The following is an 18318-nucleotide window of genomic DNA, read 5'->3' as shown; positions in this document are numbered from 1 at the left end:
TAATGACACCGTTAAAGTTCCGCTTTTCCCGGATTATCGAAACCTACACGCCCGACAAACGGCAAACGCAGTGCCGGATCCTTCACATCAATACCTAAATTCAATCCTAACACATTGATTTCAAGTCCCTCTTCCACACCGAGCGTCACGCCCAATACCCCCAGTAAAGAGACCTGCACGCCGCGCCCCGATGGCGGTAAACCGATCGGATTCGTGATCCCGCGGTAATCTTTGCCGATCGCATTGGAAGGAAGATCAAGCGCCAGCTCCGGCACTACGCGCCCGATGTGCGCCATAAAGGTATTGCTGTTTGGGCCCGGCCACGCATGATAGGTATGCGGATACGGATAGCTTTTGATTGCCGCTTCTATTTTTGGGATCATCATTTGCGCCTGCGCACCACGGTGATCAACCAGTATGCGTGGCTGCGAGCCAAACCAATATCCGTCTGCAATCGCGTAATTTCGGCGCACTACGTCAGTGCTGCCCCAGCTGATTACGTCATAGCGGGTAAATTCCGTCTCCCCTTCACGTTTATAAATTATCCACGGATGAACCGCCACCAGCCCGCGCCAGCCATAGGTCGGTGCGGCATAAATCTGGATAATGGCGATGTTTTTGAGTCTGGAGGGATCCGGGGCAATACCGGCCGAAGTGCGTCGTGCCGTTGACCAGCTCTGGCCGGCGGGTTCTGCCCGGGTTTGTGTCGCTTTGGCGTAGCTGTATCCGAAAGATAGCAATAAAACCAAAACAAACCCGAAACTTACCCATTTTATGGCGATCATACTTTTATTCACCTTTGACATGAGTTCGGAAGTTCACAACTGCACAACTGATTTACAGGACAACTTATATGTCCGAAGACACGCCGTAGCTGAAAGAATTATTTGTACCTCATTAATTCCCCCCTGTCGTGCTGTCATTCGTTGTAAAGGCATCGGTTTAAGCCAGACTCCGGCAAGGCGTGACGAATTTATCCATTAAGCCACGTTATGTAATCCGGGCAAAATCAGACTCCAGCCCATTGTTGCACCCGCTATGCTGGCTCATACTGCCTGCAATACTGAAGAGATTTCGCGCATTAAATGGAAACAATAAATTCACATTAACGCATTGATTATTAAAGGATGAATATGACTGACTCTAAGAAGGCATTAATCATCGGCGCATCACGCGGTATCGGTCTGGGTGTGGTCGAGGTCCTCGCAAAACGCGGCTGGCAGGTAACCGCCACCACGCGTGATGCCGTTCCGGCCAAAACCCCGGCGTCTGTTGAATGGGTAAAACTGGATATTAATAAATCCGAAGCACGACAGGCGGTGAAAGACGCACTTTCAGACAGCCATTTTGATTTAATTTTTGTGAATGCAGGCATCTTTGGCCCGGATCATCAGCATATTCATCAGGCCAGCGATGAAGAAATTATTCAGCTGTTTTTGACTAATGCTATTTCCCCGGTCCGTTGCGCCGGTGAATTACTGCCTTTCCTGAACCACCGCACCGGTGTTCTGGCGCTGATGACCTCTGAACTGTCGAGCCTCAATGAAAATGAAGCGGCGACTTATCCGCTTTATTCCGCCAGTAAAGCCGCACTGAATATGCTGACACGCGGGTTGTATCAACAGATCGAAAAACAAGAACTGACTCTGCTTTCCGTGCATCCGGGCTGGGTACAGACTGATATGGGCGGTGAAAATGCCACACTGACCATCACTGAAAGTGCCACCGGCATTGTCGATCAGTTCGATGCCTGGCGCGGCAAAGGCGGCCATCATTTTGTTGAGTATTCAGGCCGTGAATTGCGCTGGTAAAAAGGGTTTGAGCTGACAAACGGCTTGATCGGTTTTTGTGTTAATGCCACCATTAGGAAATAAACGCTTCCTAATGGTGGTTTTTTTATGACATCTTCCTGCCCGAAGGATCGCGGTCGTCCACGTGAATTCGACACTGAACTTGCACTGGATAACGCCATGACGGTGTTTCGTGAAAAAGGCTTTCATGCGGCATCCATCAGTGATCTGAGTCAGGCCATGAATCTCACTGCAGGCAGCATTTACAAAGCCTTCAGCGATAAGCGCACCCTGTTTCTCACTGTATTTGAACGCTACACCTCGCTGCGCAATACACAGTTACGCCAGCAAATTGAGCGTGTCGCCACCGGCCGTGAATGCATTGCCGAGGTGCTGCGCTTTTACCTGCGTTCTTCCCATGAAATTGAAGGCCGTCGCGGATGTCTGGTTGTCGGCAGTACCGTCGGATTACTCACGCTGGATGAAGAACTCGCCACACTGGTGCGTCAGGCCATTATGCGCAACAAATTGTTCCTGGCCTCCCTCATTGAACGGGGCCAGCAGGACGGTTCTGTCCCGCCGGGCATTGATGCGCAGGCCGCCTCGTCCCTGATGTTATGGATCGTTTTAGGCATGCGTGTCGCCGGTAAAGTTGAAAACAATGAAGCCAGCGAAGCTACGCTGAAACTGGCACTAAAAATCCTCGATTAAAAATTTTTCCCCATTTAGGAATCAATCATTTCCTAATTATATTTTTAATCCACTGACGTTAAGGAAACTTATTATGACTGATATCGTCCCGTCCGCGGTGATAACTGCCGCGCCTTTTGCTGCCGCTGACCCTAGCCTTTCCGGTTTTACGCATCGTTACGCCACCGTCGACGGTGTACGGCTGCATTATGTCAGCGGCGGAAATCCGGAAGGCAAAGTATTGTTGCTCCTGGCGGGTTTTCCACAAACCTGGTACGCGTGGCGCAATGTGATGAAATTGCTTGCAAAAGATTACTGGCTGGTGGCACCGGACCTGCCCGGACAGGGCGATTCGGACCGGCCGCAGACCGGTTACGACACACGCAGCCTGGCGCAGAAAACCCACGGATTAATGCAGCTTCTCGGTCACAAGCATTATTCGCTGGCAGCACATGATGTCGGTGCGTGGGTGGCGTATCCCTATGCCGCGATGTATGGCGGGGAAGTGCAGCGGCTTGCACTGCTGGACGCAGGGATCCCCGGGATCACCTTGCCGGACGCGCTGCCCGTTACACCTGACAAATCGTGGAAAACCTGGCATTTTGCTTTCCACACATTGCCTGATCTGCCTGAAGCGCTGATCGCCGGTAATGAACGGGTGTATCTCGACTGGTTTTTACGCCGTAAAACTGCCGCGCCGGATGCTTTTACTGACGACGATATCAGCGAATATCTGCGCACGTTCCTGAAAAGTGGCGGCCTGCGTGCCGGACTGGCGTATTACCGGTCAGTCACAGAATCGGCTGAACAGAACCGCGAACTGAACCGTCACGGAAAATTAAAAATGCCGGTACTGGTGGTCAGCGCCGACCAGGGGTCAATCCCGGACATGGCGATTCCCCTGCGCGCTTTCGCCGAAAATGTAACCGGCATCATCATCCCTCACAGCGGCCATTTCATTGCAGAAGAACAGCCGGGAGTTTTAGCGCGCGTATTGCATAGTTTCTTCACAATGTGAGATGAAGATTTGCTGAATTTTTTGTGATAAATATACAACTCAGATTGTTTGTTAATTATTTGTTCATAAAATAATTGCCGGGCTAACGAGTCGTTACCGACCGCAGACACGGCATCTTTCATATTCAGGGATTTGTCATGTCTGCTTCTTCCGTTAATTCGGATTCGCTGTTACAGCACCGTTCATTTGTGGCTTTCTGGATTGCCCGTGCCGCATCCAGCTTTGGTTTTCAGATGCTCTCCATTGTGGTGAGCTGGCAGATTTACTCGATCACCGGCCGCGCATTTGATCTCGGGCTGATCGGACTGGTGCAATTTTTACCCTCCGTTGCGCTGGCGCTGGTCGCCGGTCACGTGGCTGATCAGTTTGACCGCCGCCGCGTGGTGCTGCTCGGGCAAATCGCCGAATGGGTAGCGATTGGTGCACTGGCTTATCTGACACTGACGCATCATGTCAATGAAGTGATCGTGCTCAGCCTGATTTTTGTGATTTCCACCGCTAAAGCCATGGAAGCTCCGTCCTTGCAGTCGATGTTACCCGCACTGGTGCCACCGAATTTGCTGGCCCGCGCCATGGCCGCCACCAGCGTTTCCGGACAAGCTGCGTCGATGGTCGGCCCGGCGCTCGGCGGCTTTTTGTATGTTGCGGGAGCGGGCGTGGCCTATAGCGTATGCGCCTGCCTGTATCTGCTATCTATCATGATGGTCAGCCGTTTACGCTATGAACAGGCTCCGCCGCGCCGTGTTCCGGCAACCTTCAAAACGTTGTTTGCGGGCATTGGCTTTATCCGCGCCCGACCGGATGTGCTGGGTGTGATTTCGCTCGATCTGTTCGCCGTTTTACTCGGTGGCGCAACAGCCCTGCTGCCAATTTTCGCTCACGACATTCTGCATACCGGTCCGTGGGGATTAGGCCTATTGCGCGGCGCACCGGCGGTCGGCGGTTTGATCGTCGGGTTCTGGCTAAGCCACCGCGCACTCAACCGTAATGTCGGGAAGATTATGTTCGCTGCGGTTGCAGGGTTTGGTGCCGCCACGCTGGTCTTTGCGTTTTCCACCTCGCTCTGGTTATCAATGCTTGCACTGTTCGCTCTCGGCGGTTTCGACATGATCAGCATGGTGATCCGCGGTGCCCTGGTGCAGCTCGACACACCGGACGACATGCGCGGGCGCGTCAGTGCGGTGAATTCCATCTTCATCAATACCTCAAATCAACTCGGTGAATTTGAATCCGGTCTGCTGGCTGCCTGGGCAGGCGCGGTTCCCGCTGCAGCCATTGGCGGTATCGGCACGCTGATCGTGGTCGGATTGTGGATGACGTGGTTCCCGGGCCTGCGTCAACGGCAGAAACTGGAAAATGAGGTGCTCACACCGTAAACGCGGTGCGGGATTGTCAAAACTGGAATAATTCAATAATTCTCAATATAATCAGCTTATTCATTCATCAACGTTATATAAGGAGGATTGCCATGCTGACCCGTGAAGTTTTTTTAATTTCACTCGTTCTTAGCGATCGTCATTGCTCAGGCATTTCCGGCACCTTGCTGCGATAACCGGCTTGAGCGAAGCTAACTGACACCCTGAGTACTTCCCTCCGGCTTACCGGTTATCGTCCGCTTTTTTGACGATAGGCACTTTTGCGCCTGAAAACCTGAGTAAGCATCATGACAACTTTATTATCTGCACAATCTTTATCTTTCGATAATGCCTTTGGCCCGTTGCTGGCTGACATTTCCTTTGGCCTGAAAAAAGGCGACCGCATAGGTCTCATCGGCCATAACGGCTGCGGTAAAAGCACCCTACTGAAAATTCTCAGCGGCGAACTGGCGGCCTCCTCCGGCACTTCGACGCTGGCGAATCATTGCCTGATGGCGCGCGTCGAACAACAACTTCCTGCCGGACTCAATGATTGCACCCTGCTGGAATCGGTGCTTGATCATCTCCCCGGCGGCTTGCATCAGCCTGAAGTCTGGCAGGCGCAGGTGCTGCTTTCGAATCTTGGTTTTGACGAGAATGCCTGGGAACTGACGGCGGGCACGCTCAGCGGCGGCCAGCATACCCGACTGTTGCTGGCGAGGGCACTGATCCGCCAGCCAGATTTACTGCTGCTCGATGAACCGAGTAATCATCTGGATTTGCCGACATTACTGTGGCTGGAACAGTTTCTGAAAAACTGGACGGGCAGCTTCGTGCTGGTCTCCCATGACCGCAGCCTGTTGGACAGCGTAACCAACGCCACCTGGATCCTGCGCGATAAAACGCTGCAATTTATCCGCCTGCCCTGTACTAAGGCACGACAGGCGCTGGAAGAAAAAGACATGGCAGACGCGCTGCGCCGCAAGGCCGAACAAAAGGAAATTGACCGTGTGACGCTCAGCGCCAAACGTCTGGCTATATGGGGCAGCGTTTACGACAACGAAGGGCTGGCGCGTAAAGCCAAGCAAATGGAAAAACATGTGGTGCGCATGAAGGAAGATCAGACCGATGTCACCGCAGGCAGTCAGTGGAAACTGCGACTGACCGGAGAGGTGCTGGCGGCGGATCGCGTGCTGGCACTTTCTGACTTGCTGGTGCGGCCGGCAGCTGATGCACCCGTGCTGTTTACTCTTGACGAAATGCGGGTAAAAAGTGGCGACCGCATCGCGCTGGTCGGGCGTAACGGCTGCGGTAAATCATCCCTTCTGCACAGCGTATGGCAGGCTTTTATTCACCCGGAAACCGCAGCCAGTGGTGTGGTTTTCCACCCGCGTGTACGGATAGGGTATTACGATCAAAACCAGCATCAGTTGCAGGATAACGATTCGCTTTCTGCTGCACTGGCACGTTTCGCGCCGCTGACCGAAGAACAGCGAAAAATGGCGCTGATCGGGGCGGGATTTCCGTATATCCGTCATCAGCAAAAAGTGAGCACACTTAGCGGTGGCGAACGGTCACGTCTGCTATTTATCGGCCTGACGCTGGCAAACTATTCCCTTTTGTTACTTGATGAGCCGACCAATCATCTCGATCTGGAAGGCAAAGAGGAACTGGCAGAAACGCTGAAAACCTTCAGCGGTGCAGTGCTGATGGTTTCCCATGACAGGACGTTGATCGAGCAAAGTTGTAACCGCTTCTGGCTGATAGATCAGCAGCGTCTGGAAGAATGGCATTCACCCGCACCGGTGTATGCCATCCTGGCGGGCAGCGCTCCGCCTGCCCACACGCCGGTGTCTGAAGTTATGCGGGCAGACGTGGCGATTCAGGATGCAGAAGAGGAACAACTGCTGACGCGACTGACGGATCTGGAAAATAAACTGGAAAATGACCTGGCGCGAAAGCCAAAGCACCAGAAACCGGAACTGCAACGCCAGTGGCAACAACAGATTGCTGAACTGAATGCGTTGCTGGATCTGCTTTAAAGACCTATGTTAAGCAACAGAATATTTATTTTTACTGACACAACGCATACCTGTTCCTGCCGGAGATATTATGTTTAACGTTTTACGTGCTGAACCTAAAACCACTTTCGAATACGGTCCGTTCCGCATCCGCCGTATGCGTCCCGGGAAAATAGTGCCAGAAAATAGCGATGAGGCGTTCGGGCCGCTAAGTGTTATCGATCATGCCAATCTGGAACTGGGTACGCTGGTGAAAATGCATGAGCATACCAACGATGAAATTTTCAGCTATATGTGGCGCGGGTCGATGGTACATGAAGATTCTGCCGGTCATCGTGTCTCGCTTTCGCCGAAAAAACTGATGATGATGAATGCCGGAGAAAGCTTCTGGCATGAGGAATCCACGCCGCTGGTACCGGCTGAAATGTTGCAGATTTTTATTCGTCCGCGCAAGGCAGACCTCGAAGGCCGCGTGCAGTTTATGGAGCGCCCGGACGGCGTTAAGCAAAACGAATGGACGCTGCTGGCCGCGCCGGAAGGGATTGAATCTCCACTTGAAATCCGACAGGCGGTCTATATTTATGATATCCGTATGGATGAAAACAGTACCACGGAGATTCCGGCACATGCGGGATTTGCACAATGGTTGTATGTCATGGATGGCGAAATCAGCATTGCGGACGTCAGTCTGTCAAAAGGTGATGCGATCAGCGATGAGGAAAGTGCGTTGCCTGCCGCCTCGGCAAAACGAGAGACTACCCTGGTCTGTTTCCTCGTTTGTCTGGGTGCGGAAGCCATTCTGGAAGGGGCAATCAGCGGGAAGTAAAGAAATCTGATACTTAAAATGTAAAAGCCCCAGTCGTTAAACCGGGGCTTTTAAGGTACTACCAAATTAATATTTAACATTCATCAACTTAATTGCATATTACAACTTCTAAAGATGCACATATTTTCACAGGATATATTTTGAAGCCAGGTAACGCTATCCTCCTATAATTTTGTGGAATAACATCGATATCCTGTTCATTTCATCCATACCGGTTTTCAGTCGGGATAAATGAGTACATCACCCTCGCGATATATACTCTTTGATGCGTGACCTTACTTTCGTCGCGACATTCTCGATTTCAGACTTAACGTACCCAAATCGCGAACATTACTCTGACTAACAAGGCGTTACATCATCGCGTTTTCTTCCACATCATGCGATCGTACAGCTGTACTGCGTGGCCTTAAAGCATCATCTCACGGATTTTAATTAAATCCGGTATTGAATCACCCAAACTAAAATACTTCGTGGCCTTTATCGCATCTCGTTACTGGCAAGTTTATCAACTTGCTAAATGCACCGCGAAATAAAATTTTCATTCCATTTCTCTCTGGTGCTGAGTTCTAATTTACTCGCTAAAAATCGTCTGTCAACCCTGTATTTACGAACAGGTTTTTTAAGACGTGCCATATAAGAAAACATAATGCAATCTGTGACCTATACCAAAGATTTTGATGAGGCATGCAACCAAAAAGTCGAATTTAAATAATCTCGTGTAAACATCTACCGCCCTCCCCGGCATGCTGACCGCCATATCATCCACCTTGTATCAGTAAACTAGTTCAACAGTGTACTTCTCCCTGTAAATCCACTATATTGCTGCGCTCAGGGCCTTAATCGCAGCACAAATGCGCGATATTCGGTCACTTTTCATACCACATCTTTTACAGCAATTCATTTGACGAATCGTGATAAAAGCCACGCGAGGATACGCACTATGGCGACGCTTTCCGTGACCACCCCGCAACATTCTGTATGGGGCGGCGCAATGATTATCGGTGGAACTATCATCGGTGCAGGGATGTTTTCTTTGCCGGTGGTGATGTCCGGGGCCTGGTTTTTCTGGTCAGTGGCTGCACTGATTGTTACCTGGTTCTGTATGCTGCACTCCGGCCTGATGATCCTCGAAGCGAATCTTAACTATCCGACAGGTTCGAGTTTTCATACTGTCACCGGCGATTTGCTGGGGAAAAACTGGAACCGGCTGAATGGCATCACTATCGCTTTCGTGCTGTATATTCTGACTTACGCGTATATTTCTGCCAGCGGCTCAGTGATTCAGCATACGTTGCGGGAGATGTCAGTGAGCTTTTCGCCCCGTCTTGGCGGACTGCTGACCGCGCTGGCGGTTGCCTTCATTGTCTGGATCAGCACCCGTGCGGTGAGCCGCATGACCGCCATTGTGCTGGGCGCCAAAATCATTGCTTTCTTCCTGACATTTGGCAGCCTGCTGTGGCACATCAAACCGGTAAATTTGCTAAACAGCGTTGAGCTGAACCCAAGTTACGCGCCATATGTGCTGGCGACGCTGCCGTTTTGCCTGGCCTCGTTTGGCTATCACGGCAACGTACCGAGTCTGATGAAGTATTACGGTAAAAACCCGCATATCATCAAAAAATGCCTGTTGCTGGGCACGCTGATGGCGCTTGGGTTATATGTCATCTGGATGCTGGGCACGATGGGTAACATTCCGCGCCCGGCATTTACTGATATAACCGAACGTGGTGGCAATATTGATGTACTGGTGCAATCGCTGAGTCAGATCCTCAACAGCGCAGGGCTGGATTTGCTGCTGACGATTTTTTCCAACTTCGCCGTAGCCTGTTCATTCCTGGGCGTTACACTGGGATTATTTGACTATCTGGCTGACCTTTTCAAATTCGACGACAGCCGTACCGGCCGTTTTAAAACCGCGCTGGTCACCTTTGTGCCGCCGGTCATTGGCGGCGTGATCTACCCGGATGGTTTCATTTACGCGATTGGTTTTGCCGGTCTCGCCGCCACAGTCTGGGCAGTGATTGTTCCGGCCCTGATGGCGCGGGCATCACGGCAGCGTTTCGGCAGCCCGCTCTACCGCGTGTGGGGCGGCAATAAAATGATTGTGCTCGTGCTGCTGTTCGGCATGATAAATGCGGTGGTGCATATATTATCGAGTGTAAATATGCTGCCGGTGTATCGTTAAGGCGGTCTGAATTTGCGGACTTACCGGCCCCTGAACAGCACGCTAACCGCTAAAGTAATCAGGATTCCGCAGTGAAATGGTGGTGACAAATAACGTCTGTCAGGCTGAATACGGGTGTGCTGACGGCATTTTGACTGCGAATTGCAAATAAAAATGGCGCTCCCCGAAGGTGGCGCCATTCACTAAAGCAATCCTTCTGCTATTTCAGGTCAGGCCAGTAGTCTTTATTGGCTGCGATCAGATCATCGAGAATGGCTTTGGCTACGGACGCACTTGGCACGGTTTTCGACAGCGTGATCGCCTGCCACAGTTTCAGGTAGGATTTTTCAACCCACGCTTCAACCACCAGTTTTTCGACAGCCACCTGCTGGCTCATCAGACCCTGCTGGAACAACGGGATTTTACCGACCGTCAGCGGTTCCGGACCGTTGCTGCCGACCAGGCACGGAATTTCCACCATCGCTTCCGGGTCAATATTGTTGATAGCTCCCTGATTCGGCACAATCAGCAACATTCTTTCCTGCGTATTGAAGGCGATGGCCGTCGCCAGATCAACGATGTAAGAAGCATGTTCGTCAATTTCAAGTTCACCAGCGGAGGACTCACCCGCTTTGGTAATGGCGGCACAAGAGCTGAACACGTGTTTTTCACGATGCTCCATCACCTCATTAGCACGGGTGTGTTCAGGATTGGAATGTGCTACCACGTAATCAGGGAACAGGTAATATTTCAGGTACGTATTCGGGAAAGTGGAAGGATCCAGCGCCCAGACATCTTTGGCTTTGGCAAAAGTATCATTCCAGCTGGCTTCTACGCCCGGTTCATCGGCAGAGGGCACATAGCCGTATTTTGCCACATGTTCGCGGATTTTAGGCATCAGATCGTTGCCATGTGCGTCTTCAACCAATGTCCACCAGCCGAAGTGATTCAGACCGTAATAACGTACACGCATCTCTTTGCGGGATTTAAGCCCTGCAATCTGCGCCATGCGCCCTTCAATGCCGATTGGCATATCGCAAATGTTAAGGATCTTAGCGTGCGGACGTAATCTGCGCGTCGCTTCCGCCACGATGGCCGCCGGATTCGAATAATTGAGCATCCACGCGTCCGGCGAGTATTTCTCCATATAATCGACGATTTCCAGCACACCGCCGATAGAGCGCATACCATAGGCAATCCCGCCCGGCCCGCAGGTTTCCTGCCCCACAACACCATGGCGAAGGGGGATTTTTTCGTCCTTTTCACGCATCGGATATTTACCGACCCGGATATGTGCCATGACGAAATCCACATCGGTAAATGCCGTTTTCGGGTCAGTGGTATAGCTGAATTCTATCTCCGGAGCCTGCTCCCTGAGGATCACTTTGCACGCTTCGGCGATAGTCTCCTGACGTGCGCCGTCGTTGTCATAAAACTTGATGGCCCGCAGCGGGAAGCGTTCCTGATGCTGCAATAACATCAACACAATACCCGGCGTAAATGTGCTGCCACCGCCTGCCACAACCACTGAAAATTTCTTCATCATACTGCCTCCGTAATGGATGTTTCTGTCGGGGAACGCGCCCCGGATAAGGATGATTTTGCGAGAGCCTCCTGGCTCATCAGCGTTTCTATCTGGTCCCGCACCTGCGGAACGTGCAGACCCACGATGATCTGAATGGCGTTGCCGCGCCGCACTACACCGTGTGCACCGAGGGCTTTGAAGATGTCATCACTTTGCGTCAGCGCCATATCTTCGAGAGTGATACGCAACCGTGTCGCGCAATTGTTGAGGTCAAGAATGTTGCTGTTGCCGCCGAGGGCCTGCAGATAACCTGCAGCCTGGCCTTGTAGGGAAGACGGCACCGGCGGCTCGCCTGCCGGATTTTTCTTTGCCTGATAATCGGCTTTGCTGTAGAGCTTGATTTCGCTGTCTTCACGTCCCGGCGTTTTCAGGTTTAAACGCAGGATCAGCGTGCGGAACACCAGGAACCAGACACCGGTGAACACCAGACCGATACCGATCTGGGTGAACATCATCGAGGCATGATTGTGATACATCGGGATCCAGTTTTGCGGCAGGAACTGATCCAGCAGACCACCGCCCATATTGCCGACAACGCCCGCCATGAACATCAGCGTGGCAACGGTGGCGGCAAGGAGCGCGTGAACGGCAAACAGCAGCGGTGAGATAAACAGAAAGGTGAATTCCAGTGGCTCGGTAATACCGACCAGCACTGCGGTCAGCGCCGCCGGGATCAGCAGCCCCGCGACCTTGACGCGATTTTCCGGCGCGGCTGTGGCATAGATCGCCATCGCAATACCCACCGAGCCAAAAACTTTAGAGTTACCATGCAGCGCAAAACCGCCTTGCGGGAATAACGTTTTCAGCGGCTCAGTGCTCTGGCTGAATGCCTGCAGATGCTCTGCCCAGTAAACCTGGATCCCACCCTCGACCGCTGCCGGACCGAAAACAAACGGACCGTAGACGAAGTGATGCAAGCCGGTCGGGATCAGAATACGTTCAAGGAAGGTATAAACCCATACGCCGAGCGAACCGGACACCAGCATAAAATGTTGCATCGAGAGAATACCTGTCTGCACTTTTGGCCATACCAGCAGGGTCAGCCATGCGCAGGGTATCATTAGCAGAAAGCCGACAATGACCACGAATGAACTGCCCTGAAAAATACCGAGAAAGACAGGAAGTTGTTTATCAAAAAAATGATTGTGCAGCGAAGTGACAATCCCGGAAATAACTATCGCCCCAATAATACTGGTATCAAGGGTTTTAATTCCGGCAATCATCGCCAGACCACTTTGCCCCCCGGGCTCAAGATTAAAATTAACACCGAAATAATTTCCCCAGGTTAATCCCATAGCATTAATTAAATAATTCCAGGTCATAAAACTGACCAGTGCCGCCAGGCAGGCGCGGCCTTGTGCATGTTTCGCCAGCCCGATAGGCAGACCGGCTGCGAAGATCAGCGGCATGTTGCGGAATACTGTCCATCCTCCTTCTTCAATAATATGAATAATTTGTGCAAAGAGATTATCCGGTGCGGTGAGCGTTTCGCCGACGAACATCGGATTCTGAAGCATAATCGCGATACCCACGACCATTCCTGCGAATGGAAACAATAAGACAGGTGTAAACATCGCACCGCCAAAACGTTGAATTTGACTGAGCATATATATTCCTTATATTACTTCCGGATCAGAGTTTATTATTGGAACACTTTCAGACATGTTTTTATTTTCTGATCAGAGAGTAGGAATAATGAAAAATAACTTCGCAGAGTGATTAATCATTTCGTGATCGCATTCATGCTTTTTCTGCCGATCAAGTGGTCTACTTTTGAGGCAATTTCCAGACACGCCAAATGACGGGGCAAGGACAATCTGAGCCCGGGGCATAAGAAACCGAGAATTTACAGGGCAGTAACCGGTTTTACGGACGCAGTTATAAGGATTCACTCATCGATAAAGAGGTCTGCCAGTGATCTACAAAATGCTCGCTGAACGTCTGAGAATTCGCATCAATTCTGTCGATTTTAATATCGGCGACGCATTACCCAGTGAAAAAAAGCTGGCCGCCGAATTGGGTGTCTCGCGAATGACACTGCGAAAAGCGGTGGATTTGCTGATCGAATGGAAACTGGTACGTCGTTGTCATGGCAGCGGAACCTTCGTCGCACAGAAAGATGTCCAGCATGAAACCCGTGGGCTGATGGGTTTCTCAGAGCTGATGAAACAACTGGGTCGTCCGACGGTGAGTGAGGTATTGGAGTTTAAGATCATGGGCGCGCCACCGGCCATCGCCAGCCAGCTGCGGATGAAAACTGACGAACGTATTTATTATTCACGCCGCCTGCGCTCGGTCGGGGGAAAACCGCTGGTACTCGAAGACAGCTACATGCCAGGCCGGTTATTTAGCAATCTTTCAGTGGCACATCTGGAAGGCTCAAAATTTTCGTATATTGAAGATGAATGCCATATCTGTATCGCGGGGAATTACGAAAGCTTCAGCCCGGTTCTTGCGGACAGCACTGTCGCCACCTTATTACACGTCGCCGAAGGCACGCCGTTGCTGCGCCTGACATCGCTGTCCTACAGCGACACCGGTGATTACATCAACTACTCTGTGATGATCAGAAACGCCAACGAATACCATGTGGATTACCATTTGCAGCGTAATAAATAGCGCTCAGAACGGGCACGGCTGGCATAAAACATCGCCACATTTTTCGGCTCAGAACCAAAAATATCTGCCGGCCCGTTCAGTTCGAAATCTCCGGCTTCGCCGTGCCCATCCTTAAGTTTTTAACTTTTACTTCAAATCAGTCTTCGCGTTCAGCGGTTCACCGGTGGCGTAGAACTGACCACCGGCAATGTAATGCAGGCTGCGCAGGGAAGACCCGGCATCTTCGAAATGCCAGTGGCCGTCTTTGAAGACCCGGGTATCGGCCCATGCACCGACAATCTCGCCGATGAATAAATCATGTGCCTGCTGGTTGTGCGGTTCAGGGATTACCCGGCAGGCCAGCCACGCGGTGCACCCCGCGACAAACGGTAAATCGCCGTGATCTTCCATGCGGAATAACCGGGTACCGCAATGTTGCAGTTTATCCGGATCAGTTCTCAATGTGCGATTACCCAGATCGTAAGTCATCTGCAACTGCGCGACGGTTGGTACCTGAATCACAAAATAGCCGCTTTCTTCGATAAGCTCGCGTGTGCGCGCAATTTTGTCGATCACCACCATCAGTTTCGCCGGTTTGAAATCCAGCCCGCATACCCAGGAGGCAGACATGACGTTATCCACACCCTCATGATGGGCAGAAACCAGCGCGGTCGCACCGTGGTTGATCAGGCGGTAAGCTTTTTCCAGTTCGACAGGGGCAAATTGAGGTGTCATCAGAATCTCTCAAAAAAGGAATGTGGCGTGCAGCATGGCAAACCTGCCGGAACGCGACTATGCATTCGGTGCGGCCTGACGCGGTTTTATCGATTTATGCAATAAATTCACCGACAGCGCCAGCAGGAAAATCATCGCCTGCGCCAGCACGATCGTCGGGCCGGTCGCTGCATCAATATAGAAACTGATAAAGGTGCCTGAGATCGCCGCCATAAGTGACACTGTCACAGAAACCATCAGCATTTTTGATAACGTCTTACACAGCATAAACGCCGTAATACCTGGGGTGATCAGCATTGCCACCACCAGCACGACGCCGACGGCCTGCAACGCCGCAACGATGGTCAGTGCCAGCATACACAACAGCGCGTAATGATAAACACGCACCGGTAACCCGATGACTTTCGCCTGAACGGGATCAAAGCAAAACAGCATCAGATCTTTAAATTTGAGAATAATCGCCAGCGTGACGACAGCGGCGATGATCAGGGTTTGCAGCATTTCACTGTCGGTTACACCCAGCACATTGCCGAACAAAATATGGCTGAGATGCTGTTCAGTATTCACCCGTGAGAACAGCACCAGACCGGCAGCAAACATGCCGGAAAAGACAATCCCCATGACTGAATCTTCTTTTACCCGACAATGTTCTTTAATAAAACCCGTCGCTACGGCGCAAAACAGACCGGAACCGAATGCGCCGAACACCAGCGGAATTCCTGCAAGATACGCCAGCACCACACCGGGAAGCACTGCATGAGAAATGGCATCCCCCATCAGAGACCAACCTTTGAGCACCAGAAAACAGGAAAATATCGCGCAGACGATACTGGTGGCCGCAGCCGTCAGCAGCGCGCGTTGCATAAAATCAAAGCTCAGCGGTTCCGTCAACACATCAAACCAGGACATCATGCGCGGCTCCGGTTTTTAATACGAAAATGGTTAATCAGCCAGCCGTGTTTCGGCGCAAACAAGAACGCCAGCAAAAAAACAGTCGTTTGCAGGCAGACAATTACCCCGCCGGTGGCGCCATCGAGGAAATAACTCAGCCATGCCCCGGCGGCACTGGTCACCGCACCGATAAATACAGAAATAATCAGCAGATGTGAGAAACGATCCGACAGCAGATAGGCCGTTGCGCCTGGCGTGATCACCATGGCGATCACTAAAATCGCACCGACGGTTTGCAACGCTGCCACGCTGCACGCACTGAATAGGGTGAAGAAAATCACTTTCAGCCACAGCGGTGAAAGGCCGATAGAAACAGCATGCGCCTCATCGAAAAACACCGCCAGCAAGTCGCGCCAGATAACACACAGCACCAGCAGCGAAACGCCAACAATAATCTGTACCTGCAAAATATCGGTGTCATCAATCCCTAAGATATTGCCGAACAGAATCGACTGCACGTTGACGGCTGTCGGGTTAAGCGAGACCAGTAACAGGCCGAGGGCAAAAAACGTGGAGAACACGAAACCGATGATGGCGTCTTCCCGCAGTTTGGTGAAATGGCGCAGCAGAGTCATGGAAAGCGCGGCCAGAATGCCGGTGCCGAACGCGCCGATGGCATAGGGAAAGCCCAGCGCATAAGCACCCGCGACACCGGGTACCACCGAATGTGATAGTGCATCGCCCATCAGCGACCAACCTTTGAGCATCAGATATGCCGATAAAAATGCACATACCGCGCCGACACCTGCACTCACCCAGATAGCTTTTACCATGTAGTTATACTGAAACGGCTCAAGCAGCAGTTCGGTCATACCACCCGCCTCACCGGTTCCTGTGACACTAAATAGCCAATATTGCGCAATGCGCCGCCAAAGGTATTTTCGAGATTCTGATGAGTAAAGGTGGTTTCCAGAGGACCGGAAGCCATTACCGTGCGGTTAATGAGTACCACACGGTCGCAGAAATCCGGCACGCTGGCGATATTATGCGTCGACACCAGGATCAGATGCCCTTCCTCACGCAGTTGTCGCAGTAATTCGATGATGGCGTTTTCAGTTTTGATATCCACGCCGGTAAAGGGCTCATCAAGCAACATCACCCGCCCCTGTTGCGCCAGTGCACGCGCCAGAAAAACGCGTTTTTTCTGGCCGCCGGAAAGTTCGCCAATCTGGCGATGCGCAAGTTCCGTCAGCCCGACACGCGCCAGTGCGGAAGCGGCCTGTTTTTTATCTTCCTGTGAGGGAATACGCAAAAATGACATTTTGCCATAGCGTCCCATCATCACCACATCCCGCACCAGCACCGGAAAATTCCAGTCCACGTCTTCGGACTGCGGCACATACGCGATCAGGTTTTGTTTCAGCGCTGTAGCCACACTGAGACCATCAAGCGTTACCCGTCCGTGCGTGGGGCGGATAATCCCCATGATGGTTTTAAACAGCGTGGATTTACCGCTACCATTCACGCCCAGCAGCGCACAAACAGATCCGCCGCGCAGCGTGAACGAGGCATTTTCAATCGCGGTATGCCCGTTATTGTAGGTCACCGAAATATCATCAACATGAAGATGCAGCGCGTCGTCAGTCATTGTCCGAACCCTTTTGCGATGGTGCCTGCCGTGACTTTCAGCAAATCAATGTAGGTCGGCACCGGGCCCCCAGCGGCAGACAGGGAATCGACATACAACACGCCGCCATATTTGGCTCCCGTTTCTTTGCTGACCTGCCGGGCCGGTTTGTCCGAGATGGTACTTTCACTGAAGACCACCGGAATATTTTGCTGACGCACCAGATCGATGATTTTTTTCACCTGCTGCGGCGTACCCTGCTCATCGGCGTTAATCGGCCACAGATAAGCCTCGTTCAATTCATAATCTTTTGCCAGATAACTGAACGCGCCTTCACTGGTCACCAGCCAGCGCTGACCGGCCGGGATTTTCGCCAGACGTTCGCGCAGCGGTGAATCGAGCAGGCTGATTTTTTCGGCGTAATTTTTGGCATTGCGGTTATAAACGGCGGCGTTATCCGGGTCATATTTCACCAGCGCTGCGCGGATATTTTCGATATAAATCAGTGCATTTTTCGCGGACATCCAGGCATGAGGGTTTGGATTTCCGACATACGGCCCTTCCTGAATAGGCAGCGGTGCGATACCGTCCGTGACAGTCACCGAAGGTACATTTTTGATATTCGCGAAGAAACGACCGAACCAGCGTTCGAGATTAAAGCCGTTCCACAGAATCAGATCCGCAGACTGTGTTTTCACAATGTCGCGTGGCGTTGGCTGATAGTCATGGATTTCCGCACCAGGTTTGGTGATTGACTCTACCGTGGCGGCATCACCGGCAACATTCTGTGCAATATCCTGAATCACCGTGAAGGTGGTAACGACGGTAAACTTCTTTTTATCTTTTCCGGCCGCCTGCACATTCCCGGTAATCAGCGCCACAATCATACCAACCAGCATGAGCCGCAAACGAAACGGTGAATAGCTGAATAATTTTAAGATGCGTTGTCCTTTTTCCATGAAATTCCCCCTGTCGCTCTGCGCATTAATCGCCGGTTTATTATTCAGATATAGCACAG

The 18318-nt window shown here is 51.7% G+C and carries 16 protein-coding genes; 8 read left to right on the top strand and 8 right to left on the bottom strand.

Translation table 11 applies throughout. From position 1 onward, the window contains the following. Positions 1-11 precede the first annotated feature (11 nt). Entirely contained in the window at positions 12-785 is a 774-nt protein-coding gene (locus tag EVX52_RS07405; protein ID WP_129990986.1) for a DUF3750 domain-containing protein, read from the bottom strand. A gap of 348 nt (positions 786-1133) precedes the next feature. Between EVX52_RS07405 and EVX52_RS07400 the strand changes: the two genes are divergently transcribed. From EVX52_RS07400 to mtr, 7 genes are all read left to right on the top strand, one after another. Beyond that, entirely contained in the window at positions 1134-1811 is a 678-nt protein-coding gene (locus EVX52_RS07400) for an SDR family oxidoreductase (RefSeq protein ID WP_129990985.1), read from the top strand. An 87-nt stretch (positions 1812-1898) separates the two neighbouring features. Continuing rightward, positions 1899-2501: a TetR/AcrR family transcriptional regulator gene (locus EVX52_RS07395; RefSeq protein WP_129953608.1), complete on the top strand. Its 603-nt coding sequence runs from the start codon at positions 1899-1901 to the stop codon at positions 2499-2501. Positions 2502-2574: 73 nt separating this feature from the next. Then, positions 2575-3498, top strand: a complete 924-nt coding sequence (locus EVX52_RS07390; protein ID WP_129990984.1) for an alpha/beta fold hydrolase — start codon at positions 2575-2577, stop codon at positions 3496-3498. Positions 3499-3635: 137 nt separating this feature from the next. Next, a complete protein-coding gene (locus tag EVX52_RS07385) occupies positions 3636-4874 on the top strand; it encodes an MFS transporter (RefSeq protein WP_129953610.1) in 1239 nt (412 codons plus the stop codon). Positions 4875-5161: 287 nt separating this feature from the next. Then, on the top strand, positions 5162-6895 hold the full coding sequence (locus tag EVX52_RS07380; RefSeq protein ID WP_129990983.1) for an ABC-F family ATP-binding cassette domain-containing protein: 1734 nt from the start codon (positions 5162-5164) through the stop codon (positions 6893-6895). Positions 6896-6965: 70 nt separating this feature from the next. Further along, complete coding sequence (locus EVX52_RS07375; protein ID WP_129953612.1) at positions 6966-7700, top strand: pirin family protein; 735 nt, start codon at positions 6966-6968, stop codon at positions 7698-7700. A gap of 940 nt (positions 7701-8640) precedes the next feature. Next, on the top strand, positions 8641-9885 hold the full coding sequence (gene mtr / locus EVX52_RS07370) for a tryptophan permease (RefSeq protein ID WP_129953613.1): 1245 nt from the start codon (positions 8641-8643) through the stop codon (positions 9883-9885). A gap of 199 nt (positions 9886-10084) precedes the next feature. Here mtr and EVX52_RS07365 read toward each other — a convergent pair whose 3' ends face one another. Then, positions 10085-11407, bottom strand: a complete 1323-nt coding sequence (locus EVX52_RS07365) for a 6-phospho-alpha-glucosidase (RefSeq protein WP_129953749.1) — start codon at positions 11405-11407, stop codon at positions 10085-10087. Further along, a complete protein-coding gene (locus EVX52_RS07360) occupies positions 11407-13056 on the bottom strand; it encodes an alpha-glucoside-specific PTS transporter subunit IIBC (protein WP_129953614.1) in 1650 nt (549 codons plus the stop codon). Before EVX52_RS07360 ends, EVX52_RS07365 begins: the two co-directional genes overlap by 1 nt. 307 nt (positions 13057-13363) lie before the next feature. Between EVX52_RS07360 and EVX52_RS07355 the strand changes: the two genes are divergently transcribed. After that, positions 13364-14068, top strand: a complete 705-nt coding sequence (locus tag EVX52_RS07355; RefSeq protein ID WP_129953615.1) for a GntR family transcriptional regulator — start codon at positions 13364-13366, stop codon at positions 14066-14068. 126 nt (positions 14069-14194) lie between these two features. On the opposite strand, the gene EVX52_RS07350 is transcribed toward EVX52_RS07355, so the two are convergent. From EVX52_RS07350 to EVX52_RS07330, 5 genes are read right to left on the bottom strand one after another with little or no spacing between them, the layout of a single operon-like run. Then, complete coding sequence (locus EVX52_RS07350; protein WP_129953616.1) at positions 14195-14782, bottom strand: flavin reductase family protein; 588 nt, start codon at positions 14780-14782, stop codon at positions 14195-14197. A gap of 57 nt (positions 14783-14839) precedes the next feature. After that, entirely contained in the window at positions 14840-15694 is an 855-nt protein-coding gene (locus EVX52_RS07345) for a metal ABC transporter permease (RefSeq protein WP_129953617.1), read from the bottom strand. Further along, positions 15691-16545: a metal ABC transporter permease gene (locus tag EVX52_RS07340; RefSeq protein WP_129953618.1), complete on the bottom strand. Its 855-nt coding sequence runs from the start codon at positions 16543-16545 to the stop codon at positions 15691-15693. Before EVX52_RS07340 ends, EVX52_RS07345 begins: the two co-directional genes overlap by 4 nt. Next, positions 16542-17321 carry an ATP-binding cassette domain-containing protein gene (locus EVX52_RS07335; protein WP_129990982.1) on the bottom strand — a complete coding sequence of 260 codons (780 nt, stop codon included), beginning with the start codon at positions 17319-17321 and terminating at the stop codon, positions 16542-16544. Before EVX52_RS07335 ends, EVX52_RS07340 begins: the two co-directional genes overlap by 4 nt. Then, positions 17318-18259 (bottom strand): metal ABC transporter substrate-binding protein, encoded by a 942-nt coding sequence (locus EVX52_RS07330; RefSeq protein WP_370278319.1) that lies wholly within the window; start codon positions 18257-18259, stop codon positions 17318-17320. Before EVX52_RS07330 ends, EVX52_RS07335 begins: the two co-directional genes overlap by 4 nt. Positions 18260-18318: the final 59 nt, after the last annotated feature.

Source organism: Rahnella sp. CFA14(1/10), from assembly GCF_004195095.1.
GTDB lineage: Bacteria > Pseudomonadota > Gammaproteobacteria > Enterobacterales > Enterobacteriaceae > Rahnella > Rahnella perminowiae.
This window is presented reverse-complemented; position numbering and strand designations above follow the sequence as displayed.